This is a genomic window from Rhodococcus sp. UNC363MFTsu5.1, from assembly GCF_000686785.1.
GTDB classification, from domain to species: domain Bacteria; phylum Actinomycetota; class Actinomycetes; order Mycobacteriales; family Mycobacteriaceae; genus Rhodococcus_G; species Rhodococcus_G maanshanensis.
In genome coordinates, this window is sequence record NZ_JMLO01000030.1 from 1 (window position 1) to 23,147 (window position 23,147).

Here is a 23,147-nt window from a genome sequence, read left to right on the forward strand (position 1 = left end):
AGTTCATGATTCCGTCTTCCTATCCGATGCTGAACGGCTGGCCGTACAGGGTGGTCTTGGAGTAGTCGTTGCCGACGATCTCGACCACCGTGTACGCGCGGGCCTGGGCGAAGCCGCCGCAGTTCTGGATCTCGAGATGGGTGTCCTGGTACTGGACGGAGTACTTGCCGTTCTTCTTGATGTCCTTGCCCGCGACGTTCACGAACTTGACCTGGCCCGCGGAGACCGGGACGGTCAGCGAACCGGAGATCGAGGGGCCGGAGAGGTCGATGCCCGCGCCGATGGATCCGCCGAGGCCGGTGATGTCGACCTGGCAGCCGACGATGTAGCCGGTGCTGATCCGCGAGACGCCGTGCGTCGAGGAGTTGTTGGTGCCCTTGTCGTTGGTGGCACCGTTGAACGGCCCCACCTCGCCTTCCTTGGTGATGCCCTTGACATCGGCGGTGACCGTGCCCGAGACCCACGCCGTGCGGCCGGCGCCGTTGGCGGCCAGCGACGGGGAGATCAGGGCGCTCTCGCCGGTGCGGGTGAGTACCGCTCCCGGTCCGGCCTTCTGCCCGTCGGGCAGCGGCACGAGGGTGTCGGCGTGGGCCGCACCGGTCGACATCAGGCCGATCGCCACCGCCGCAGCGGCGGCGACGCCTCCGATGCGGGCGCCCCGCACCCCGGACACGCTCTTCACACTCAATGCAATCCCCTCACAAGGAATCTCGACCGGGCAACTCGGACAACCGAGGCGGGCGGGGCATGTCGTTGCCACCGCGAACAAGAAGTTAGCGAAGGCTAAGCTACTTTGCAATCGCTTGCTTTGGCGTTTACCCGGTGAAATGGGTCACCCCGGTCGGGATAGCCTTGCTCGCATGGCACCCGACAAGACGCCCGGCCGGGCCGCGAAGCAGAACACCTCGAAGCGGGGCAGTGCCTCGGTCAAGCACCGCGGACCGATCCTGCTGCGACGCGATCGCAAGGTGGGCACGAGCACCACCGATCAGCGGCTGCTCGACCAGCGTGGGCCGACCGACTGGGTGCACACCGATCCGTGGCGGGTGCTCCGGATCCAGAGCGAGTTCGTCGAGGGTTTCGGGGCGCTCGCGGAGGTGCCGCGGGCGGTGACGGTGTTCGGTTCCGCCCGAACCGGGTCCGATCACCCCGAGTACACCGCGGGCCGCGAACTCGGCGCCGCGTTGGCCGAGGCCGGGTACGCCGTCATCACCGGCGGCGGCCCCGGCGTGATGGAGGCCGCGAACCGCGGCGCCAGCGAGTCGGGCGGCTACTCGATCGGGCTCGGGATCGAGCTGCCGTTCGAGCAGGGCCTGAACGAGTGGGTCGACCTCGGCATCAACTTCCGGTACTTCTTCGCCCGCAAGACCATGTTCGTCAAGTACTCGCAGGCCTTCATCTGTCTGCCGGGTGGGTTCGGCACCCTTGACGAGCTGTTCGAGGCGCTGACCCTTGTGCAGACCCGCAAGGTCACCCGGTTCCCGATCGTGCTGTTCGGCACGGAGTACTGGTCCGGGCTGGTCCAGTGGATCAAGACGACGCTGGTGGAGAGCGGCAAGATCTCCGAGGGTGACGTCGAACTGCTGCACGTGACCGACAGCGTCGAGGAGGCCGTGCGCATCGTCGTCGAGTCGCAGCACGGCGTCGACGCCGCCGAGCTGATGGGCACCGAGGAGGAGTGGTGAGCCCGATGCGCACCATCTGTGTGTACTGCGCCTCCGGGCCGGTCGACGATTCGTATCTGGCACTCGCGGCGGAACTGGGTACCGAGATCGGCCGACGCGGGCTGCGGCTGGTCTCGGGCGGCGGCAATGTCTCGATGATGGGCGCGGTGGCCAAGGCCACTCGCGACGCAGGCGGCTGGACCATCGGTGTCATCCCGAAGGCGTTGGTGCACAGGGAGGTTGCCGATACCGATGCCGACGAACTGATCGTCACCGACACGATGCGTCAGCGCAAGCAGATCATGGAGGACCGCGCGGATGCCTTCATCACCCTGCCGGGTGGGATCGGCACGCTCGAGGAACTCTTCGAGACCTGGACGGCGGGCTACCTGGGCATGCATGCCAAGCCGGTGGTCCTGCTCGACCCGGTCGGTCACTACTCCGGGCTGTTGAACTGGCTGGACGGACTGCGCGACGGCGGCTTCGTGCAGCAGCGGGCCCTCGACGGGCTGCTCCTGACGTCCGGGGTCGGCGAGGCGCTCGACGCCTGCACCACCCCGTGATCGCCGGTGCCTGCGTGCCACTATGAAGCCCATGACCGAACCCCACCTCGCGGCCTCGCCGACCCTGTGCGGCAAGCCGGTGGCGACCGATCGGGCCCTGGTGATGGCGATCGTCAACCGGACCCCGGATTCGTTCTACGACAAGGGCGCCACCTTCACCGATGAGGCGGCCATGGCGGCCGTCCACCGGGCGGTCGACGAGGGCGCGGACCTGGTCGACATCGGCGGCGTCAAGGCGGGTCCCGGCGACGAGGTGGACACCGCCGAGGAGATCCGCCGGGTGGTGCCGTTCGTGGAGGCGATCCGCGGCCGGTACCCGGACCTGCTGATCTCCGTGGACACCTGGCGCGGCCCCGTCGCCCGGCTGGCGTGCGGTGCGGGCGCCGACCTGATCAACGACACCTGGGCCGGTGCCGATCCGACGCTGGTGGAGGTCGCGGCCGAACTGGGCGCCGGATACGTCTGCTCGCACACCGGCGGCGCCGTGCCCCGGACCCGGCCGCACCGGGTCCGCTACACGGACGTCGTCGCGGACGTGGTCGACGAGGTGGTGACGGCGGCGCAGCGGGCGCGCGATCTCGGCGTCCCCGCCGACGGGATCCTCATCGATCCGACCCACGATTTCGGCAAAAACACCTTCCACGGGCTCGAGTTGTTGCGGCGCGTGGACGTTCTTGTAAACACCGGGTGGCCTGTCCTGATGGCACTGAGCAACAAGGATTTTATCGGGGAGACTCTAGGTGTAGAACTCGCCGAGCGGTTGGAGGGTACGTTGGCAGCGACAGCATTGGCAGCCGCAGAAGGTGCCCGAGTCTTCAGGGTCCACGAGGTCGCGTCCACCAGACGAGTGGTCGACATGGTCGCCGCGATCATCGGCACCAGGGCGCCGGCCCGCACGGTTCGGGGGCTGGCATGAGGGCGAGCACGAGCGGTGAGCGCGTCTGGTCAGAGGCGAACAGTTGGGACCACCCCGCATGGAGCATCGCCGACCTGATCGCGGCGAAGGCGGGCCGGACGGTGTCGGTGGTGCTGCCTGCGCTGAACGAGGAGAAGACGGTCTCCGCGGTGGTGGACACCATCCATCCGCTGCTCGGCAGTCTGGTGGACGAGCTGATCGTGCTCGACTCCGGTTCCACCGACGAGACCGCGGAGCGGGCCGCGGCTGCGGGCGCAACCGTGGTCAGCCGGGAGCAGGCGGTGCCAGGACTCGCGCCGGTACCCGGCAAGGGTGAGGTGCTGTGGCGCTCGATCGCGGCGAGCACGGGCGACCTGATCGCCTTCGTCGATTCCGACCTGATCAACCCCGACCCGGAGTTCGTGCCGAAGCTGCTGGGGCCGCTGCTCACCGTCGACGGCATCCACCTCGTGAAGGGGTACTACCGGCGGCCGCTGCGGGTCAGCGGGACCGAGGATGCGAACGGCGGCGGCCGGGTCACCGAGTTGGTCGCGCGGCCGCTGCTCGCGGCGATGCGGCCCGAGCTGACCTCGGTGCTGCAACCCCTCGGTGGTGAGTACGCGGGGACGAGGGAGCTGCTGTCCGCGGTGCCGTTCGCGCCCGGATACGGGGTGGAGATCGGGCTGCTGCTCGACACCTACGACCGGCTCGGGCTCAGCGCCATCGGCCAGGTGAACCTGGGGGTGCGCAAGCACCGCAACCGGCCGCTGGTCGAGCTCGGCGTGATGAGCAGGCAGATCATCGGCACCATGCTCCGCCGGTGCGGTATCGAGGATTCCGGAGCCGGGCTGACGCAGTTCCTCGCCGACGGCGACTCGTTCGTGCCGGTGACCACCGAGGTGTCGCTGGCGGACCGGCCGCCGATGAACACGCTGAGGCCGTAAGGCGGCGGGTCACCGCGTTGCGGTGCATGTCGGACGGCCGTGACAGGATCGGATCATGTTCACGGTGCTGCTCTATCTGCTGATCATGGCGCTGGTCGGAGGGCTGTTGTTCCTGGCGGCCTCGGCGGTGTTCGGGCGCGGTGAGGAGATGGCCCCGCTGCCGCCGGGGACCACCGCAACCATGCTCCCGGCAGAGGACGTCACAGGGGCCGACGTCCGCGCGCTGCGGTTCCAGCAGACCGTGCGTGGGTACAAGGCCGCCGAGGTGGACTGGGCATTGGATCGGCTGGGGCGCGAGATCGATTCGCTGCGGGGCGAATTGGCCAGCCTGCGCGAGGCGCCGGTCTCCGGGCAGGAGGAGTCATGAGCGCGGACGCGTCCTACGACGGCCGGACCCGGTGCCCGTGGGCGGTCGACGGGTCGGGATCGCGGATCTATCGCGACTACCACGATGACGAATGGGGCGTGCCCCTGCACGGTCGGGACGAGCTCTTCGAGCGGCTGTGCCTGGAGGCCTTCCAGTCCGGGCTGTCCTGGATCACGGTGCTCCGCAAGCGGGAGGCCTTCCGTTCCGCGTTCGCGGGCTTCGACGTCGATACGGTGGCCGGGTTCGGAGCCGACGATGTCGAGAGGCTGCTCGCCGATCCGGGAATCGTCCGCAATCGGGCGAAGATCGAGGCCTGCGTCTCGAACGCGCGGGCCGTTCTCGAGATGACGGACACCGATCTCGACGCGCTGCTCTGGTCGTTTGCCCCCGAGCCACGCCCGAGCCGGTTGCGGACCGTCGGGGACGTGCCCGCGGTGACCGCGGAGTCGAAGGCGATGGCCAAGGAACTCAAGCGCCGGGGGTTCACGTTTGTGGGTCCCACCACGGCATATGCCCTGATGCAGGCGACCGGGATGGTCGACGATCACGTGCTCGATTGCTGGGTCGAGGCGCGTCGCTGAGCACGGATTCCGGTCCGCATTCGATCGGAAACGAGACTCAGGTTCCCGGCATTCCTTGCAATAGGGAAGAATGGCACATGTGATCCCCGACAACAGCTGTCGGGGTACCGACGGTAAGCCTAGGCGCAGAGCTTGTCAGCGCAGATCTGGAGGGAGCAGGTAATGGCGGCCATGAAGCCCCGGACCGGTGACGGTCCCCTCGAAGCCACCAAGGAAGGGCGAGGAATCGTCATGCGGGTTCCGCTCGAGGGTGGAGGTCGGCTCGTCGTCGAGCTGACCCCGGAAGAAGCCGCCGCGCTCGGAGACGAGCTGAAGGGCGTCACCAGCTAACTCCTGGAACGGTTCGGTGCGGCGCCCTCGCCGGACGCGAACCCTCAGGCATACGGCCCCGCTTGCCACCTCGGCTCGCGGGGTCTTTGCGGTGCAATCGACAGAGAGGCGGACCGATGCTGGCCGATGTCGTCGGGCTGCTCGCCTGCCCGCATTGCGGCGGTGGACTGGACGTCGCCGACCGCACCCTGCTGTGCGAACAGGGACACAGCTTCGACATCGCCAGGCAGGGCTACGTCAGCCTGTTGTCCGGGGCCGCGAAGTTCACCGGCGACAGCGCCGAGATGATCGCGGCCCGTGCCCGATTCCTCGACGGCCACCATTTCGACGCGCTGATGGACGCGGTGGCCCGCGCCTGCGCCACCGACGCCCCTGCCGACCCGGCGGTGCTCGAGGTCGGCGCGGGTACGGGCCACTACCTCGCGGCCGTCCTCGACGCCCTGCCCGCCGCGCAGGGCATCGGCGTCGACGTCTCCAAGCCCGCCGCGCGATGGCTCGCCCGCAGCCACCCGCGGGCGGCGTCGGTGGTCGCCGACATCTGGACCCAGCTGCCGGTCCGCGCGCACGCCCTCAGTCATGTGCTGTCGATCTTCGCCCCGCGCAACGCCGCGGAGCTGCGCCGGGTGCTGCGGCCGGACGGAACGCTGATCGTGCTCACCCCGACCGATCGGCACCTGCGTGAACTCGTGGACCTGCTCGGTCTGGTCCGGGTGGACGAGAACAAGACGGTGCGCCTCGGCGCCAGCATGGCCGGGCACTTCGAGCGGGTGGACCGGGTTGCGGTCGAGTACCCGATGACGCTCGCGCGCACCGATGTCGACAGCCTGATCGCGATGGGTCCGTCCGCGCGTCACCTCGGCGACGAGGCGAGGGCGCAGCGCATCGCCTCCTTGCCCGAGGCTTCGACGGTGACGGCCTCCGTCACGATCAGCAGCTACCGCCCGGTCCCGGAGGCGGGCGCAGACCCGGTGTAGCCCTCGACCGCGGCCTGGTAGACCGCGAGGGTCTGCCTGGCGATCTGCTCCCAGGAGAATTCCGCGATCGCCCGCGCCCGGCCTGCCCTGCCCATCGCGGCCGCGGCCGCGCGGTCGGCGGTGACCGTGTTGACCGCCGCCGCCAGCGCGTGCTCGAACGCCTCCGGCTCGTAGGAGTTGTAGTGCACCAGGCTCCCGGTGACGCCGTCCTCGACCACCTCGGGAATGCCGCCGACGTCGGAGGCCACCACCGCGGTCTCGGTGGCCATCGCCTCCAGGTTCACGATGCCGAGCGGCTCGTACACCGAGGGACACACGAACACCGTTGCGGCGGAGAGGATCTCCCGGACCTGCGCGGTGGGCAGCATCTCCCTGACCCAGAACACGTTGCGTCGCGCCTCGGACAGCTTCGCGACCGCCCGCTCGGTCTCCTCGGCGATCTCCGCGGTGTCGGGGGCGCCTGCGCACAGCACCAGCTGCACATCCGGGTCGAAGTCGTGGGCCGCCGCGATCAGGTGGCCTACGCCCTTCTGTCGGGTGATCCGGCCGACGAAGGCCGCGATGGGGGCGTCCGGGTCGACGCCCAGGTCGCGCAGCACCGAGGTCGGGCGTTCGCCGCCGAAGTCCGGGTACCAGACATCGGTGTCAATCCCGTTGCGCACCACGTGCACTCGATCCGGGTTGACGAACGGATAGGCGTCGAGCAGGTCGAGGCGCATGCCCGCGCTGACGGCGATGACGGCGTCGGCGTACTCGACCGCGTTGCGCTCGGACCAGGAGGAGATGCGATATCCGCCGCCGAGCTGCTCGGCCTTCCATGGGCGGCGGGGCTCGAGCGAGTGGGCGGTCATGATGTGGGGCACCCCGTACAGCTCGCCCGCGAGGTGTCCGGCCAGGCCGGTGTACCAGGTGTGCGAATGCACCACGTCGGCCGCCCCCGCCGCCTGCGCCATCCGCAGCTGCGACGACAACATGGTCAACGCGGGATTGGCGCCTGCCAGAGCGGGATCGGGCCGGTGCACGATCGCGCCCTCTCGGGGCTCGCCCATGCAGTGCACCTCGACGTCGCAGAGCCGCGTGAGCTGGGCCACGAGCTCGGTGACGTGGACCCCCGCGCCACCGTAGATCTCCGGGGGGTACTCCCTGGTCATCATCGCAACCCGCACGCGATAAACGTAGCCGCCGAGCCGACTTGGGGCTACCGCTGGCGGGGGTAATGCCCGACCGATAGGTTGGCAGGGTGAGGAGCCAGCCGCATGTGCTCGGAATCGTGCTCGCCGGAGGCGAAGGGAAACGTCTGTACCCCTTGACCGCCGACCGGGCCAAGCCGGCGGTGCCGTTCGGCGGGGCCTACCGCCTGATCGACTTCGTGCTGAGCAACCTGGTCAACGCCGGCTATCTCCGGATCTGTGTGTTGACCCAGTACAAGTCGCATTCCCTCGACCGCCACATCTCGCAGACGTGGCGGTTGTCGGGTTTCGCGGGCGAGTACATCACCCCGGTCCCGGCGCAGCAGCGGCTCGGCCCGCGCTGGTACACCGGCAGTGCGGACGCGATCTTCCAGTCGCTCAACCTGGTCTACGACGAGGACCCCGAGTACATCGTGGTGTTCGGCGCCGACCACGTGTACCGGATGGATCCCGAGCAGATGGTCCAGCACCACATCGACTCGGGAGCAGGGGTCACCGTTGCCGGGATCCGGGTGCCACGCAGCGAGGCGTTCGCGTTCGGCTGCATCGACAGCGACGAGTCGGGCCGCATCACCCAGTTCCTGGAGAAGCCGGCGCATCCGCCCGGCACCCCAGACGACCCGAACGTGACGTTCGCGTCGATGGGGAACTATGTGTTCACCACGAAGGTGCTGGTGGACGCCATCCGCGCCGACTCGGAGAACTCCGACTCCGACCACGACATGGGCGGGGACATCATCCCGGCGCTGGTCGCCGCCGGGATGGCCAACGTCTACGACTTCAAGGACAACGTGGTGCCCGGCGCCACCGACCGCGACCGCGGGTACTGGCGGGACGTCGGCACCATCGACGCGTTCTATGAGGCGCACATGGACCTGGTGTCCGTGCACCCGGTATTCAACCTCTACAACCGGCGCTGGCCGATCCGTGGCGCGGCCGAGAACCTGGCGCCGGCCAAGTTCGTGCAGGGCGGGCTCGCCCAGGAGTCGGTGGTGGGCGCCGGCTGCATCCTGTCCGCCGCGACCGTCCGCAACTCCGTGCTCAGCTCCAACGTGATGGTCGACGACGGCGCCACCGTCGAGGGCAGCGTGCTGATGCCGGGCGTGCGCGTCGGCAAGGGCGCGGTGGTGCGGCACGCGATCCTGGACAAGAACGTGGTGGTCGGCGAGGGCGAGATCATCGGCGTCGACCTCGAGCGTGACCGGCAGCGGTTCGCGGTCAGCCCCGGCGGCGTGGTCGCGATCGGCAAGGGCGTCTGGATCTGAGTCTCTGGCCGCGGCCGGTCGGGTAACGGTTCGATGTGCGGGTTCGCCGAGGCGTCTCGGATGAGTAACGAGATCTTCGTTCCGCAATCGGTGATCCTCGTTTCCCTGGTCTAATGGAATGCTCAGAGACAGAATGGATTTCGACAGCGAGTAAGCCCTAACCCAAGATCCGTCGGCCACCCGTTCCGGTTAGTCGCACGCCCGCGCGGGGGACCCAGAGTTTTCGGGATGCGCGATGATCGAAGCAGTGTTAGGGCTCTCCGCGGGCAGAAGTAAGCCGGCGGCGCAACCCCGACCCGAGCCGGCGAAGCCAATCGACGACGACGCCCGCGGCGGTCGTGTCGCTCTCCACGGGTTGCTCGCGATTGCGACGTTGACACCGGCACAGGCCGCGCTGCTCCTGACCGATGTGGTCGATCAGCTCGAGCTGGTGCGGAGCCGGGACGGCTATCCGATCATCCGGGACCACGGGGTGACGGTGTCCGATCGGGGGCAGCTCACGATCAAGTGCACCGGGAGTGCGGCGTCCTGGCACGACGTGGACGATGCGGTGGCGAGCCTGCTCCTGAGTATCGCGACGAACTGTCGCGATCGCGGGCTCGCCGACCGGTTGGCCGAATCGATCGCCCGAACAACGGATCTGACAATCCTGGCGCAACGGGTTCGCGACGCGGTCGCGACGGTGCTCGACCCGTCCATGGTGGGAAGGACGCGGCGCCAGCTCGCGGAGCTCGTCTCGGCGACGAGGGGGCTGGCACTCTCGGACGATCGGGTCGTGACGGACCGCGCGAACTCGCAGAGCCCACCGACCACGGCGACCACGGCGACCCCGCAGACCCCGGCGGCCGCATCGTCGCTAGCCCCGAAGGGCTGGTATCCACCCGTCGGGAATCCGTGGCATCGCAGGCGGAGGCGGATGTCGCGTCGTGGGGTTGTACTCGGCCTGATCTCGATCCTGCTGTTCGTCGGGGTGGTGTGGGCGGCTCCCGGTGCGTGGTCGGAGCTGCGCCGGGGCTGGGATGCCCTTCTCTATCCGGTGAATCCGTCGGAGCAGAATCAGATCAGTCCGGTGTCGCCGCCGCCGCCCGCGCCCGAAGCCGCCCAGGCGAACTCACCGACCGCGCAGGGAACCGCCGAAGCGGGTCAGGTGCATACCGGACTTCCCGGCAGCGCGGGGCCGATCACCCTGGTCACCGCCACCTTCGCCAACGGGGAATGCGCGACGGGACAACCGTGCACCATGCGGGTCGACGTCCACGTCGATCCCGCGGCGAATGTCGGCGCGGTGACCTGGCATGTGGTCGTGTACGACCGATGCACGGGAGCCGTTCATCCGGGCAATGACGTCACGACGCCCGTGCCGCCCGGTGGGCAGCAGGTGTACGGCATCGCAAAGGTCGTCCTGCCGCCCGCCCCCGCGCTCGCCGTCGCCGCGCTGACCAGCGCCCCTGCGGCAGCCGCGTCGGAGCCGGCATTCGTGCCCGCCGAGAACGCAAAGTGCTGAGGTGGGGTCGGCATGCAGGCGAACAAGCGAGAATCCGACCCCTGGCTCGTCGCGGCGGCGATCACCCTCGTCGTCCTCGGTCTGCTCAACCTGATCTCGACAGGGAAGACGACGGATGCCGTCCGCCACGCACTCTTCGCTGCCATCGGCCTCGGTGCGATGTACGCGATATCGCGACTGCGGACCAGCAACCTCCGACGATTCGGCTGGACGTTGTACGCCGCTGCGGTCGTCCTGCTCGCTGCGGTGCCACTCATCGGGATCGCGACCAAGGGTGCGCAGCGTTGGCTGAACTTCGGCCTGTTCACCGTTCAACCGTCCGAGCTCGCCAAGCTGGCGCTGGTCATGGTCCCCGCGGCGATATTGGCGGGTGGGTACACCCTCGGCCGATTCGCGGCGGTCCTGCTGGTCTCGAGCGTGCCGATCGGCCTCGTGGCGCTGCAGCCCGACCTGTCGACCGCCGTGGTGCTCGCCTCGACCGTGATACTCATGCTGATCCTGGCCAGGGTGCCGCTGCTGCCCCTGCTGCCGCTGTTCGCGCTCGGGATCGCATCGTTGCCCCTAGCCGTGCTGTTTCTCCGGCCCTACCAGCTCGAGCGCATTCACGTGTTCCTGTCGAGCAACGCCGACCCGCAGGGGTCGGGTTGGGCAGCGTTGCAGGCGGACATCGCGATCGGCAGCGGCGGGTGGTTCGGTCTCGGGCGTGAACCGTTCTACGACCTGAGGGCCGAATACCTTCCCGAATCGGAGCACGATCTCGCCTTCGCGAGCCTCGTGTACGGATGGGGGTTGTTCGCCGGTCTGGCGGTCGTGGTCGCCACGATGATCATCGTGTGGCGGGCCGCGCTGGCCGCCCGAACGGCACGCACCAGGGAAGCCGCCCTCGTCGCGGCCGGGATCGGTGGGCTGTTCGGAGTGCAGGCCGTGGTCTCCATTGCTCAGAGCCTGTCACTCCTCCCGCACACCGGCATGCCGATCCCGCTCTTCAGTTACGGGGGCACGGCGGCAATCGTCGGTTTCGTCGCGATCGGGCTGGTGCTCGCGATCCGCCGCGACGGCGTCACGCGTCCCCTGTGGGCCACCGAGTCCAGGCGGCGCCGCCTGCCCCGCGGAGTGTCCACAGGCGCAGTCACGGTCACGGCGATGCTCCTCGCGCTGTCGGTGTTCGCGTGGCAGCTGCAGAGCGGTCGGGGTACGGAGCTGCGCACGATGAGCGACGTGCAGATGGAGCGTTGCATCCGTCTACCCGCCGAGCGGGGTCACATCCTCGACCGCAACGGCGAGCCGCTCGCGTACAACGTCCCCGAGTACGCCGTCGCGGTGGTTGCCCGGATGTTCGACCGTGACGACGGGCCCGTGCGCGCCGAGCTGGCCGCGCTGCTCGGCGTCACGCCGGAACAGCTGGCGGCGACGCTGGAGAGCGGTGGCGCGGAACTGGAGGTCGTACTGGGCCGGGTCACCGCCGAGCAGGCGCGGCGGATCGTGGACGCCCGGCTCCCGTGGGTGCTCGTGTACCCGACCGGGCGTAGGCATTACCCGCACGGGGCGTCGCTGGCATCCGTCCTCGGGTACGTCGGGCTCGCGGACCCGCAGGACATGGAACGCTGGCCCCACCTCGCCCTCGGGTCACGGGTCGGCAAAGCGGGACTCGAGAAGCAGTACGACGCGCTGCTCCGCGGCACCGACGGCAAGCAGTGCATGTTCGTCGATCCCTCCGGGCGTCTGGTGGCCACCGGCGAGCGGGTGGACCCGGTGCGGGGACACGACCTGCGATTGCACCTCGACATGGGGATGCAGCAGCTCGCGACCGATGCGCTGACCGACGCGGTGCGCAGCAGCGGGGGCGACATGGGCGCGGCGATCGTCATGGACGCTCGCACCGGGGCGGTGCTGACGCTGGCCAGCGTGCCCGGATACGACAACAACGTCTACGGCCCCCCGGTCGACGCGGTCGCGCTGGCGGCACAAACCGAGGGACCGGGGCCGGGACGGATGCTCAACCACGCCGACCAGTCCGCGGCACCGCCCGGCTCGACCTTCAAGATCGTCGTCGCGGCGGCGAACGCGAAGTACAACGTGCTGTCACCGGACGCCCAACTCGCGGGCGGTGCGTCATACACCTATGGAGGGCACACATTCGCGAACTGGCAGCCGATGGGGCCGAACAGCTTGATCGGGGCGATCCAGTGGTCGGACAACGTCTACTTCTACCAGCTCGCCGAACTCCTCGGACCCGAGAGAATCGCGGCAACCGCCGCGGAGTTGGGAGTTGGCGAGGAATCGGGGATCGATCTGCCGGGCGAGGCCGTTGGCTTCCTCGGCACCCCGGAGAACGTCGGCAGCATCGGGGGAACCTGGTATCCGGGGTCGACGCTGCTGATGGGCATCGGTCAGGGCACCGTCAGTGCGACGCCCGTGCAGTTGGCGCGTTGGACGTCGGGCATCGCCACCGGCTCGACGGTGACCCCCCAGCTCGCCGCGGCGTACGGGCCGGACGCCCTGCCCATTCCCACCGCAGACCCTCGTCGACTGTCCTTCGCGGACCAACTCGGCCCCGTCCGAGCGGGGATGCGGGCATCTGCCGCAGCCGGTACGGCCGGGCAGTTGGCCACCTTGCCGGTCGCGGCGGGCGCCAAGACCGGGACGGCGGAGGATCCGTCGGCGCCAGGAAAGGGCCTCAATGCCTGGTTCTCGGCGGTGGTGCCTTTCGACGCTCCCGAGATCGTGGTCTCGGTACTGGTCCGTGGCGGTGGTTTCGGGTCGGCAACGTCCGGGCCCGTCGCCAAGAAACTCCTCGAGCGCTATCTCGCGCAACCACGGCCCGCGGTGCCGAACCGCTGATCCCGATCCACCGTGGGGGTGGACCGGATCGCAGTGGGGTGGACCGGGGCCGATCAGTCGCTGTAGGCGGCAACCACTTCGGGGTGATCGAGGCAGGCGGTCGCACCTTCGGCGACGCAGGTCAGCGGGCGCTCGGCCGTCTTCACCGGGAGCCCGAAGGTCTCTTCGAGCAGTTGCGACACGCCGCGCAGCAGGGACCCACCGCCGAGCGCCAGGAGCCCCTCGGACATCACGTCACCGATCGCCTGCGCGGGAATGTCCTCCAGGCATGCGGCCAGGGTCTGCACGATCCCGGTCGTGGTCGGCCGCAACGCATCCACGATCTCGTCGGTCTCGAGCGTGACCAGACGTGCCCGTCCTGTCACGGCGTCGCGGCCCTCGACGACGAGCGACTGTCCCTCGCCGGTCTCGGGCGCGCCGACCTTCACCCGCTCGGCGGTGAGCTCGCCGACGATGATGTTGTGCTCGGTCCGCAGGTAGTGATACAGCGCGTTGGTCAGTTCATCACCCGCGAGCCGGCAGCTGCGATGCGAGAGCATGCCGCCATAACAGAACGCGGTGACTTCCGAAGTGCCGCCGCCGATGTCGACGACGAGGTGGGCGCGGGGTTCGAGCGGGTTGATCCCGCAGCCGAGTGCCCCCGCGACCGGCTCCGGTATCAGCCCGACCTTTCGCAGACCGGCCTCGTGCCCGACCTCGAGCAGTGCCCGACGCTCGAGCGATGTGGCGCCCGCGGGAACCGAGATGACGCCCTTCGGCCGCACGCCGTACCGCCTGCCCGGTGCCGCGCGCTTGATGACGGCCGTGACGAATGCCTGGGCCGACTCGAGGTCCACGATCACCCCGTCGTGCATCGGACGAACGGGCGTGACTCCCATGGGATTGCGGCCCACCAGGTCTCGCGCTTCCGTGCCGATCGCGAGGGCGTGGTGCGGATCCTTTTCCCGCACCAGCATGAACGATGGCTCGTTCAGGACGATGCCGTCTTCAGGGGTCCCGACGACAGTGTTGGTGGTTCCGAGATCGATACCAAGTCCGCTCACGTCGGCCTCCGAGAGGTGTTCCAGCGAGATGGTTCGATGGTACGCAGCGGCTCCGGCGTTCGGTCGATATCGCGGTGACTCGCCGAAGATCCGCGCTCAACCGTTATCGACCTCACCGTTCGGTTGATCGCTCAGTGGACCTCCATCAGCTCGGCCCACGACTCGACGTTGGGGTGACGCTTGAGCAACGCCCGGCGCTGGCGCTCGGTCATCCCGCCCCAGACGCCGAACTCGACTCGGTTGTCGAGGGCCTCGGCCCCACACTGGATGATGACGGGGCACTGGCGGCACGCGGCGGCCGCCTCGCGTTGGGCGGCGCCGCGAACGAACATCTGATCGGGGTTCTGCGCGCGGCACAGCGCACGCTCCACCCAGGCGTGCGGCATGGCGAGGAGTGGGTAGTCGCAGTCCGCGGGGGCATAGCTCCCTGACTCCGGTCGGGGGCGGCTTGAGCACATCACGGGACCCCATGGTGCCCCGGATCGAGCCGGCCCGAAACCCGTTGGGGCGGAAGTTGGTCAACTGTCCATCTCGAGGTAACGGCGCGTTCCTCCCGGACCGGGGGAGCCGGGCGAACCGGCTATCGGAGGTCCCGCCGCCGGAACGCGACAAGGCCGGCGACGAGCAGCCCCGCATCGATCACCAGGAGCCACACGACAGGGGCGGCCTCGAAGCCCGCGCCTGGCAACTTGGGCGTGTGGCTGAAGGGCTGGAGGTCGAGCACCCACTGCGGGACGCCCGAGATGGAGCCGAGCAGGAACAGGGCCACGAACGTCACCAGCACGCCCCACGCCACCGGGGTGAAACGCGGAACCAGTCCGAAGAGCAGCACCGTCACCGCCGCCAGCATCCAGACGGCGGGCAGCTGCACGAGCCCGGTGGCCAGCACCCTGGGGAGCTTGCCCCCGACGTCGCCTGCCGCGACACCGTAGGTCACCCCGGCAACCAGTCCGGCGGCGAGCATGGCGACGGCCGGGCCGACGAACGCGAAGACGACATGGCTTGCGGCCCATCGGATCCGGCCGACCGCACCGGAGGTCACGGACTCGGCGCGCTGCGCGGTCTCCTCGCCGTGCAGGCGCAGCGCCGAGGAGATCGCGAGCGCAGCGGCGCCGACGGCGAGCATGGTGAACGCGATCGTGATGAACGCGTCCTCGAGGGCCTGCGTTCCGCCCATCCGGCTGACGATCTCCCGGATAGTGTCGCCGCCGCCGAGCTCGTCGCCGATCCCGTGCACGACGCTGCCGATCAGCAGGGCGTACAGGCTGATCCCGATGGTCCACGCGATCAGCGTGCCCCGCTGCAGCCGCCAGGACAGGCCGAACGGGCCGCTCAGCGCCCGCGCCGCCGTCGGCGAACCGAGGCGCTCCGCGATCACCCCCGCACCGACGTCCCGCCTGCGCAACAGCGCATACGCCGCCGCGGTGAGCGCGATCGCCGTGGCCAGGTGCAGTAGGAGCACCCACCAGCGGTCGCCCGCGTACGGCCGCACCTGCAGCGACCAGCCCAGCGGCGACAGCCAGGACAGCGCGGCCGGGCCGGCGTCGCCGACGGCACGGAGCGCGAAGGCGGTCCCGAGGACGGCGAAGGCGATGCCGCGGGCGGTGCGGGCACTGGTGCTCAGCTGCGCCGCGACGGCGGCGACCGCCGTGAACACGATGCCGGATGCCGCCAGCGCGAGCCCGAACGCGATCGAGCCCGAGCGCGGCACGTCGGTGCCGAGCAGTCCCGCCGCGCCGATCGCCCCGGTCGCGATGGACGCGCCGAAGGCGACCAGCAACGCGGCGGTCAGGCCCGCGTAGCGGCCGACGACGGTCGAGTCGAGCAGCTCCGTCCGGCCGCTCTCCTCCTCCGCCCTTGTGTGCCGGATGACGGTGAGGATCACCGCGATCGCGATCAGCGTGTAGAAGATCCCGGCTTTCCAGATGCCGACGGCGCCGAGGCTGTCGTTGTAGATCTCGCCGTACATGGCGCGTTGAGCCGGGCTTCCCATGATGGTGGCGGCGAATGCCGCACGCTCAGCCTCGTCGGGGTAGATGCTCTCGATGCTGCCCATGTAGACGGGCGCAAGCGGCAGCGAGAGGAGCAGCACCCAGAGCGGCAACACGATTCGGTCGCGCCGCAGGAAGAGCCGGACGAAGCCGAGCGTGCCGGTGAGATTCGACGCCCCGCGCGGAGCCGCCGCGGCCGGATGCCGCGGCCCCGCCACCGTCACGGTGCTCATGCCGTCACCTTCTCCCCGGTGGGCTCGGGTCCCTCGACCTGGTAGTGCCGCAGGAACAGTTCCTCGAGCGTCGGCGGCTTGCTGACCAGGCTGCGCACCCCGGCATCGCCGAGCACGCGGATCAGCTCGCCCAGGTGTTCGCTGTCGACCTGGCAGTGCAGCGTGTGATCGTCGATCGAGATGTCCTCGACGCCCGCGAGCCGGCTGAGGTCGCCCGGGTCGCCCGTCAGCTCGGCACTGATCGAGGTGCGGCTCAGGTGTCGCATCGTGGACAGCGAGCCGCTCTCCACGGTCTTGCCCAACCGGATGATGGTCACCCGGTCGCACAGCGCTTCCACCTCGGACAGGATGTGGCTGGACAGCAGCACGGTCACACCGCGGCGGGCTGCCTCGGCGATGCAGTCGCGGAAGACCTGTTCCATCAGCGGGTCGAGGCCGGAGGTCGGCTCGTCGAGCAGGAGCAGTCGGGCGTTCGACGACAACGCCGAGATCAGGGAAACCTTCTGCCGGTTGCCCTTCGAGTACGTGCGCGACTTCTTGCGTGGGTCGAGGTCGAAGCGCTCGATGAGCTCGGAACGCCTGGCCTCGTCGATGCCGCCGCGCATCCGGGCCAGCAGATCGATGGTCTCGCCGCCGGTCAGGGACGGCCACAGCGTGACGTCGCCCGGTACGTAGGCCAGGTCGCGGTGCAGGGCGACGGCGTCGCGCCACGGGTCGTGGCCGAGGACTCTGGCGCTGCCCGTGGTCGCGCGCAGGCTGCCGAGCAGCACCCGGATGGTGGTCGACTTGCCTGCACCGTTGGGGCCGAGGAAGCCGTGCACCTCGCCCGGCGCGACCTGGAGGTCGAGACCGTCGAGGGCCCGGGTCTGACCGAAGGTCTTGACCAGGCCGCGAACGTCGATGAGTGGGGTCATTGCATCTCCTCGGTCGGGGACTCCGCGTCGGGATGGGTGGATTGCGCGTCGGCGTCGGTCGCCAGGAACGCATCGAGCAGCGAGGAGTCGGTGAAGATCCCCTCGGCGTACATCTCGAGAGCGGGCAGGGTGATCTCGTCCGACAGGTCGCGGATGGCCGTGGCGTAGTCGAGCGCTCCCTCCCGGTCCGCCCTTATCTGTAGGTAGAGCAGCAGCGCGCCGACGTTGTTCAGGGTGAGATACCGCGCCCGCGCCTTCGGGTCGCGGCTGGCTCGCAGCTTGCCGGAGCGCACTCCGATCGCGAGGTACTCCTCGGTGTCGGCCACCATGTGCTCGAAGAGGGACTCGGCGAGTCGGCCGCCTGCCTGGAAGCTGCGGACCATGTATGCGACGACCGGGGCGTACTGCTCGAGTTCGCTCAGCGCCGCGATCGCGCCCGCAGGCCCCGGCGTCGACATGGCCTGCGCCTTCTGCTCCCTGATGATCTCGAGGACGCGCGCGTCACATTCGGCCCGCAGTCCGTCCTTGGAGCCGAAATGGTGGTTCACCAGTCCGGGGGAGACTCCCGCCGCGGTCGCGATGGTGCGGACGCCGGTGACGAAGCCCTGCTCGCCGAAGACCCGGATCGCCGTGTCGCGGATCCGCGCACGGGTGGTCAGGTCCCGGTCGGGGGTGGCTGGCTCGGCTGGCATTGAACGCATGTTTAGAAGATTAAACACTTGTTCAGTCGCTCGGCAACGGTTCTCCCGTCAAGAGGCCGTAAAAATTCGCCGACGCGGCCGGGAGTCGGTGCCGCTACTCAGAACGCGACGCGCAGAGCAGGCCGTCGCCCACCGGCAGCAGCACCTTCGTCAGGCGGTCGTCCTCCGCGATCGCCCGTGCTGCCGCACGCACGGCGAGGGTGGTCGCATCGCGCTGGTTGGGGTCGGCGACCCGGCCGCCGAGCAGCGCGTTGTGCAGGACGATCACACCTCCTGGCCGGAGCAGCCGGACCCCCTCGGCGACGAACTGCGGGTGGTCGGCTGGCGAGGTGTCCACGAACACCAGGTCGTAGGCGGCGTCGGCGAGGCGGGGCAGCACGTCCAGTCCCCAGCCGTTGATCAGCCGGGTGCGGCCGGGCGCGATCTCGCCGGACCGGAACGCGTCCTTGGCGGCCCGCTGGTGCTCGGGTTCGGTGTCGATGGTGGTGAGCACCCCGTCGGCACGCATGCCGTCGAGTAACCACAGCCCGCTCACGCCTGCACCGGTCCCGATCTCGACCACGGTCTTGGCGTCGAGCATCTGGGTGAACAGGCTCAACAGCGCGCCGACGGACGGCGGGACCGGGGTCGCGCCGAGATCCTCCGCCCGTTCGCGTGCGAGCGTGAGGACCGCGTCCTCCAGGACCGATTCCTCGGTGTGAGCCAGCAGCTGCTCGGCGTTGTTGTGCACGAATCCGAGGTTATAGCCGACATGCTGCGGTGGAGTCGAGGCGCGCACGTGATATTGGCCGCTGACCCGCAGATTCTCAGCTGAACCTCAGGTTGCTCACACATCTCACACATTTGGATCAGAAAAGGTGGGTCCACACGAGATCGCTGACCGCCCCGGAAGGGGGTGCCGGACGAAACCGGCGAGGGGAACAAACCCGAGACTTCGGGGGTTGTGCCTTTTGTCCAGATCGTCCTGTGCTCGCTCACCAGCTGTCCTTAGCAGGAGGTTTCCACAATCTCGATGGTCAACGCCGTTCCCGCCTTCGATGCGGAATTCACCGAGTCGGCTGATCTGAGCGGCACCGCCGCCTTCGATGCCACCGGCGATCAGACCGCCATGCCCTCATGGGACGAGCTCGTCCGTGAGCACGGCGACCGGGTGTATCGGCTGGCCTACCGGCTCTCGGGCAACGCCCAGGACGCCGAGGACCTCACCCAGGAGACCTTCATCCGGGTGTTCCGGTCGCTCTCGAACTACCAGGCGGGCACCTTCGAGGGGTGGCTGCACCGGATCACCACGAACCTGTTCCTCGACATGGTGCGGCGCCGCAACCGGATCAAGATGGAGGCGCTGCCCGAGGACTACGAGCGGGTCCCGTCCGACCGCCCGAACCCCGAGCAGATCTACCACGATGCCCGGCTCGATCCCGAGTTGCAGTCCGCGCTGGACTCGCTGGCGCCGGAGTTCCGCGCCGCGGTGGTGCTCTGTGACGTCGAAGGCCTGTCATACGAGGAGATCGGTGCCACACTGGGAGTCAAGCTCGGTACCGTACGCAGCCGAATCCACCGTGGGCGGCAGGCGCTCAAGGAGTATCTGACCGCGGTGTCGGGGACAGGGAAGATGACATTCGCATGACCGTGCAGGAGGGTTGGATGACGCAGGCCAGGAAACCGCGCCGCTTCAGCTCTACCGAGCACCTGGCCAGCGAGGCGATCGCGGCGTACGTCGACGGCGAACTGCAGATGAACGCCTACCTGCGGGCCGCACAGCACCTGTCGATGTGCCCCGAGTGCGCGGCCGAGGTCGACGCCCAGCACCATGCGCGCGGCGCGCTCCGGCAGGCCTCCGAGATCAGCATGCCCAGTTCGCTTCTCGGGATACTCAGCCAGATCCCGATGTGCACCCCGCTCCCGGACGCCGACAGCACGACGCCGGACCGCGGTCGTCGGTTCGCCGAGCGGTCCGGCTTCCGGCGCCCCGACGGCAGGGCAGGAGCCGTGCTCGCGGCGATGGTCACGTCGTACTCGTTCGCGTCGTGGCGCAAGCGGCGGTAGGCGCCGCCGCGTCGGTGACCGCGCGACGCACCGCGTCGGTGACTCCGGGTCGCGCCGCGTCGGTGATACTGGGATCCGTGACTGACGCCAACGAGGGGTACCCAGCCGCGTGAACTCGGATCCCACATCCCCGACCGCGGGCGCGCGACCGGATGCAGCAGCCGAACAGGATTCGGCCCCGCCCCGCCTGGCACCGCGGCCGCTCTACCGTCCCACCGTCGACCCCGCGGCCGCCGCGGCGTTCGGGCGGCCCGACGGCGTCGACTCCTCGTTCGCGCCGGGCGCGGACCGCGGCGCGGATCCGAAGCTCGCCGTGCGGCGTCCCGATCCGGTGCTCGCCGAGGCCTTCGGCCGCCCGGCAGGCGAAACCGATTCGATCCAGCGCGATCCGTCCGCGGGCGACGCCGACGAGGCCGCGGACGCGGCGCCAGCCGATCCGTGGCGCGATCCGGACGCTCCTGCGCGCCTCGGTTCCCCGGCCCTCGACGCCCCCGCGGCAGGGGACCTGCCGCCCGCGCCCGCCCTCGGCATCCGCGACGTCCTGCTCGGCGAGCGCATCGCGCCGCGGGCGCTGGCCGCGCTCGCGGGCGTCGCGTTGGCGATCGGCCTGGTCGGCGGCATCATCGGGCGCGTCACGGCCGAGAACGTCGGCGCGCTGACCAGCCAGCGGGTCGAGCTGACGCAGTCGAGTGGCGACGACACCGAACTCGGCCAGGTGGCGAAGGTCGCCGAGGCGGTGCTCCCGTCCGTGGTGTCCATCCAGGTCGCGCTCGGTGAGCAATCCGGCACCGGCTCCGGCGTGGTGATCGACGGCGAGGGGTACATCGTCACCAACAACCACGTGATCTCGATGGCGGCGACGAACCCGGACACCGCGACGCTCCGCGTCGTCTTCGCGGACGGCACCAAGGCGCCCGCGAAGGTCGTCGGCCGCGACACGAAGACCGACCTCGCGGTGCTCAAGGTGGATGTCGGCAACCTCACCGTCGCCGAACTCGGCAAGTCCGCGGACCTGAAGGTCGGCGACGACGTGGTCGCGGTCGGATCGCCGCTTGGTCTGAGCAAGACGGTCACCAGTGGGATCGTCAGTGCGCTGCACCGCCCCGTCCGGCTCAGCGGCGAGGGCACCGACACCGACGCGGTCATCGACGCGGTCCAGACCGACGCCGCGATCAACCCAGGCAACTCCGGCGGACCGTTGGTGGACCACGAGGGCCGGGTGATCGGGATCAACTCCGCGATCAGGAGCGAGAGCGGGGGATCGGTCGGCCTCGGGTTCGCCATCCCCGTCGACGACGTCACCGCGGTCGCGCAGGAACTGATCAGGACCGGAGCCATGCATCACCCCGAGATCGGGGTGAACGCGCGGTCGGTGACCAACGAGCAGACCAGCGGCGCCGAGGTGGCCAACGTCAAGGAGGGCGGGCCAGCGCAGCAGGCCGGGATCATCGAGGGCGACGTCATCGTCAAGGTCGGTGAACGCGACGTGACCAGCGCGGACGAGCTGGTGGTCGCGGTGCACCAGCAGGCCGTCGGTCAGCCGGTTCCTGTGCAACTGGTGCGCTCGGGCCGGACGGTCGAAGTCCAGGTCACGCCCGCTTCGGACTGAGCGGCGCCATCGGAGGGCAAGCGGTATGCGATGTGAATTCGGCACTGATAGCGGCGCGGATCGCCGCGGGCACGTAGGCTGACCCGGTGTTTGGCAACATTGGCTGGGGCGAGTTCATGGTCCTACTCGTCGCGGCGCTCGTGATCCTCGGACCCGAGCGGTTGCCCGGTGCCGTCTCCTGGGTGACGAAGTCGCTGCGCCAGGTCCGTGACTACGCGGGCGGCGCGACTCAGCAGCTCAAGGACGAGCTCGGTCCCGAGTTTGAGGATCTGCGCAAGCCGCTCTCCGATCTGCAGCAGTTGCGGGGGATGACGCCCCGCTCGGTGATCACCAAGCATCTGCTCGACGGGGACGACTCGATCCTGACCGGCAACTTCGATGCGAAGCCGAAGAGTAGCGGCGGGCCGGGCGGCCCAGCCCTGCCCCCATCGCCGCAACGCGATTCGACACCGCTCGCCTCCGGTGAGCGCCCGCCGTACGACGCCGACGCCACCTAGGGGCCGTCGAACGGAATCCAGTCGCTGGTCGCCGGATGTCGGTGGAAAGCAACGAATATCGAACTCTCCTCGCCCGGGCGTTCCGGGTCGAACAGGACCTGTGTCGTGCCCTGGTCCGGTGCCCGGTGCAGGCTGGGAACCCGCCGAGTGACCCACCGCGTGACGCCCTCGGTGTCGGTGAAGGTCACCGTCGCGTCGATGCCCGCGATCGACACGGAGCCGTCCTCCTGGGGACTGTCGACGAGCACGTTGACGTCGGCGACCGTGCCCGGCACCCGTAGCCCGCGTACCAACAGGCGGTCACGCTCCTCGAGTTGGGCGGACTGCCTGCGGAACCGGGACACGGTCCGTGACACCGCCGCCACGGTCGTCGCCAGCAGGAGCAGGGGAATCCAGACGCCCGTGTAATAGCCCACCCAGGCGAGCGGGCTCCACGGCGTCTCGGTCATGGTGATCGGGTCGATGGCCGCGCCGACCTGCGACGGTGGCCACCAGTTCGTGGTGGACACCACGAAGCCGAGGGTGACACCAGCCCAGCCCGCCGCGGCCATGATGCCGGGGCAGCGGTGCCGCCCGAGGAAGGTCGCGAGATCGTCGGACATCCCGACACCGAGCAGGACATAGCCGAGGGCCGCCCCGAACGTCCACCAGAGCCACGTCGGCGCCTCGTCGAACCTCGCCTCGTCGGGGAAGGTCGTGTCGATGACGGCGTGCCGGAAGATGTCGGCGACACAGGCAAGGCCGTATCCCAGCAGGGCCGCGCAGGCGACGAACACCGCGAACCGGAAACAGAGCCACAGCAGGAAGGAGTGGCTGCCGCGCCTGGACTCGAGTTCGTCGTGCCGTCGCCTGGCCGGATCCAGTGTGCTCAATGCCCCCGCCTCGTCCACCGTCAAGGAAGCCACACTGTAGCGCCGTTCCTGCTTCGGTGATCCGCGCATTCGGCGTAGCGTCCAGCCATGGGAACCACCCGGGGCGCCCGCAACCAGCCGGTC

General features: G+C 69.4%; 24 protein-coding genes. 15 read left to right on the plus strand and 9 right to left on the minus strand.

What is annotated here, in order from left to right; all coding sequences use genetic code 11:
- Window positions 1-19: 19 nt before the first annotated feature.
- On the minus strand, window positions 20-688 hold the full coding sequence (locus BR31_RS0120705; protein ID WP_027502645.1) for an MspA family porin: 669 nt from the start codon (window positions 686-688) through the stop codon (window positions 20-22).
- Between the two features lie 172 nt (window positions 689-860).
- Here BR31_RS0120705 and BR31_RS0120710 point away from each other — a divergent pair, with 172 nt between their 5' ends.
- The 8 genes from BR31_RS0120710 to BR31_RS29555 all read left to right on the plus strand — a co-directional run bounded on the left by BR31_RS0120710 (window position 861) and on the right by BR31_RS29555 (window position 6,318).
- The gene (locus tag BR31_RS0120710; protein ID WP_027502646.1) at window positions 861-1,685 is read left to right on the plus strand and encodes an LOG family protein; all 825 of its coding nucleotides are present in this window, start codon (window positions 861-863) and stop codon (window positions 1,683-1,685) included.
- Between the two features lie 5 nt (window positions 1,686-1,690).
- Window positions 1,691-2,227: an LOG family protein gene (locus tag BR31_RS0120715; protein ID WP_037177601.1), complete on the plus strand. Its 537-nt coding sequence runs from the start codon at window positions 1,691-1,693 to the stop codon at window positions 2,225-2,227.
- 22 nt (window positions 2,228-2,249) lie between these two features.
- The gene (gene folP, locus BR31_RS0120720) at window positions 2,250-3,143 is read left to right on the plus strand and encodes a dihydropteroate synthase (protein ID WP_156042564.1); all 894 of its coding nucleotides are present in this window, start codon (window positions 2,250-2,252) and stop codon (window positions 3,141-3,143) included.
- Window positions 3,140-4,066: a glucosyl-3-phosphoglycerate synthase gene (locus BR31_RS0120725; protein ID WP_027502649.1), complete on the plus strand. Its 927-nt coding sequence runs from the start codon at window positions 3,140-3,142 to the stop codon at window positions 4,064-4,066. Before folP ends, BR31_RS0120725 begins: the two co-directional genes overlap by 4 nt.
- A 55-nt stretch (window positions 4,067-4,121) precedes the next feature.
- Window positions 4,122-4,433: a DivIVA domain-containing protein gene (locus tag BR31_RS0120730; protein WP_027502650.1), complete on the plus strand. Its 312-nt coding sequence runs from the start codon at window positions 4,122-4,124 to the stop codon at window positions 4,431-4,433.
- A complete protein-coding gene (locus BR31_RS0120735) occupies window positions 4,430-5,014 on the plus strand; it encodes a DNA-3-methyladenine glycosylase I (protein ID WP_027502651.1) in 585 nt (194 codons plus the stop codon). The genes BR31_RS0120730 and BR31_RS0120735 overlap by 4 nt, the downstream gene beginning before the upstream one ends.
- Window positions 5,015-5,176: 162 nt before the next feature.
- Entirely contained in the window at window positions 5,177-5,344 is a 168-nt protein-coding gene (locus BR31_RS31255) for a DUF3117 domain-containing protein (RefSeq protein ID WP_003931055.1), read from the plus strand.
- Between the two features lie 116 nt (window positions 5,345-5,460).
- Window positions 5,461-6,318, plus strand: a complete 858-nt coding sequence (locus tag BR31_RS29555; RefSeq protein ID WP_037177583.1) for a putative RNA methyltransferase — start codon at window positions 5,461-5,463, stop codon at window positions 6,316-6,318.
- Here BR31_RS29555 and glgA read toward each other — a convergent pair.
- Window positions 6,279-7,484, minus strand: a complete 1,206-nt coding sequence (gene glgA, locus BR31_RS29560) for a glycogen synthase (RefSeq protein ID WP_051637621.1) — start codon at window positions 7,482-7,484, stop codon at window positions 6,279-6,281. The two genes, BR31_RS29555 and glgA, sit on opposite strands and share 40 nt — an antisense overlap.
- Window positions 7,485-7,558: 74 nt before the next feature.
- Between glgA and glgC the strand changes: the two genes are divergently transcribed.
- The 3 genes from glgC (at window position 7,559) to BR31_RS0120765 (ending at window position 13,118) form a co-directional block, all read left to right on the plus strand.
- Window positions 7,559-8,773 carry a glucose-1-phosphate adenylyltransferase gene (glgC, locus tag BR31_RS0120755; protein ID WP_037177585.1) on the plus strand — a complete coding sequence of 405 codons (1,215 nt, stop codon included), beginning with the start codon at window positions 7,559-7,561 and terminating at the stop codon, window positions 8,771-8,773.
- A gap of 373 nt (window positions 8,774-9,146) precedes the next feature.
- Window positions 9,147-10,277 (plus strand): hypothetical protein, encoded by a 1,131-nt coding sequence (locus BR31_RS0120760; RefSeq protein WP_051637625.1) that lies wholly within the window; start codon window positions 9,147-9,149, stop codon window positions 10,275-10,277.
- A gap of 12 nt (window positions 10,278-10,289) precedes the next feature.
- Window positions 10,290-13,118 (plus strand): FtsW/RodA/SpoVE family cell cycle protein, encoded by a 2,829-nt coding sequence (locus BR31_RS0120765; RefSeq protein ID WP_027502654.1) that lies wholly within the window; start codon window positions 10,290-10,292, stop codon window positions 13,116-13,118.
- Window positions 13,119-13,171: 53 nt separating this feature from the next.
- Here the strand turns inward: BR31_RS0120765 and BR31_RS0120770 are convergent, their stop codons facing one another.
- From BR31_RS0120770 to BR31_RS0120795, 6 genes are all read right to left on the minus strand, one after another.
- A complete protein-coding gene (locus tag BR31_RS0120770) occupies window positions 13,172-14,161 on the minus strand; it encodes a rod shape-determining protein (RefSeq protein WP_027502655.1) in 990 nt (329 codons plus the stop codon).
- Between the two features lie 131 nt (window positions 14,162-14,292).
- A complete protein-coding gene (locus BR31_RS29565; protein ID WP_037177603.1) occupies window positions 14,293-14,547 on the minus strand; it encodes a WhiB family transcriptional regulator in 255 nt (84 codons plus the stop codon).
- A gap of 194 nt (window positions 14,548-14,741) precedes the next feature.
- Window positions 14,742-16,385, minus strand: coding sequence for an ABC transporter permease (locus tag BR31_RS0120780; protein ID WP_027502656.1), 1,644 nt, complete (start codon window positions 16,383-16,385; stop codon window positions 14,742-14,744).
- On the minus strand, window positions 16,382-17,299 hold the full coding sequence (locus BR31_RS0120785; RefSeq protein ID WP_027502657.1) for an ABC transporter ATP-binding protein: 918 nt from the start codon (window positions 17,297-17,299) through the stop codon (window positions 16,382-16,384). Before BR31_RS0120785 ends, BR31_RS0120780 begins: the two co-directional genes overlap by 4 nt.
- Window positions 17,296-18,000, minus strand: a complete 705-nt coding sequence (locus BR31_RS0120790; protein WP_027502658.1) for a TetR/AcrR family transcriptional regulator — start codon at window positions 17,998-18,000, stop codon at window positions 17,296-17,298. The genes BR31_RS0120785 and BR31_RS0120790 overlap by 4 nt, the downstream gene beginning before the upstream one ends.
- Before the next feature lie 94 nt (window positions 18,001-18,094).
- Window positions 18,095-18,730 carry an O-methyltransferase gene (locus BR31_RS0120795; RefSeq protein WP_174562886.1) on the minus strand — a complete coding sequence of 212 codons (636 nt, stop codon included), beginning with the start codon at window positions 18,728-18,730 and terminating at the stop codon, window positions 18,095-18,097.
- Window positions 18,731-19,012: 282 nt separating this feature from the next.
- On the opposite strand from BR31_RS0120795, the gene sigE reads away from it, so the two are divergent.
- The 4 genes from sigE to tatB all read left to right on the plus strand — a co-directional run bounded on the left by sigE (window position 19,013) and on the right by tatB (window position 22,152).
- Window positions 19,013-19,627, plus strand: coding sequence for an RNA polymerase sigma factor SigE (sigE, locus tag BR31_RS29570; RefSeq protein WP_037177590.1), 615 nt, complete (start codon window positions 19,013-19,015; stop codon window positions 19,625-19,627).
- Window positions 19,628-19,644: 17 nt separating this feature from the next.
- Window positions 19,645-20,046 carry an anti-sigma factor gene (locus BR31_RS31640; RefSeq protein WP_156042568.1) on the plus strand — a complete coding sequence of 134 codons (402 nt, stop codon included), beginning with the start codon at window positions 19,645-19,647 and terminating at the stop codon, window positions 20,044-20,046.
- Window positions 20,047-20,155: 109 nt separating this feature from the next.
- Window positions 20,156-21,655 (plus strand): S1C family serine protease, encoded by a 1,500-nt coding sequence (locus BR31_RS0120810; protein ID WP_027502660.1) that lies wholly within the window; start codon window positions 20,156-20,158, stop codon window positions 21,653-21,655.
- An 86-nt stretch (window positions 21,656-21,741) separates the two neighbouring features.
- Window positions 21,742-22,152 carry a Sec-independent protein translocase protein TatB gene (gene tatB, locus BR31_RS0120815; protein WP_027502661.1) on the plus strand — a complete coding sequence of 137 codons (411 nt, stop codon included), beginning with the start codon at window positions 21,742-21,744 and terminating at the stop codon, window positions 22,150-22,152.
- Here the strand turns inward: tatB and BR31_RS0120820 are convergent.
- Window positions 22,149-23,057 (minus strand): hypothetical protein, encoded by a 909-nt coding sequence (locus BR31_RS0120820; protein ID WP_156042565.1) that lies wholly within the window; start codon window positions 23,055-23,057, stop codon window positions 22,149-22,151. The genes tatB and BR31_RS0120820 overlap by 4 nt on opposite strands.
- Window positions 23,058-23,147 lie beyond the last annotated feature (90 nt).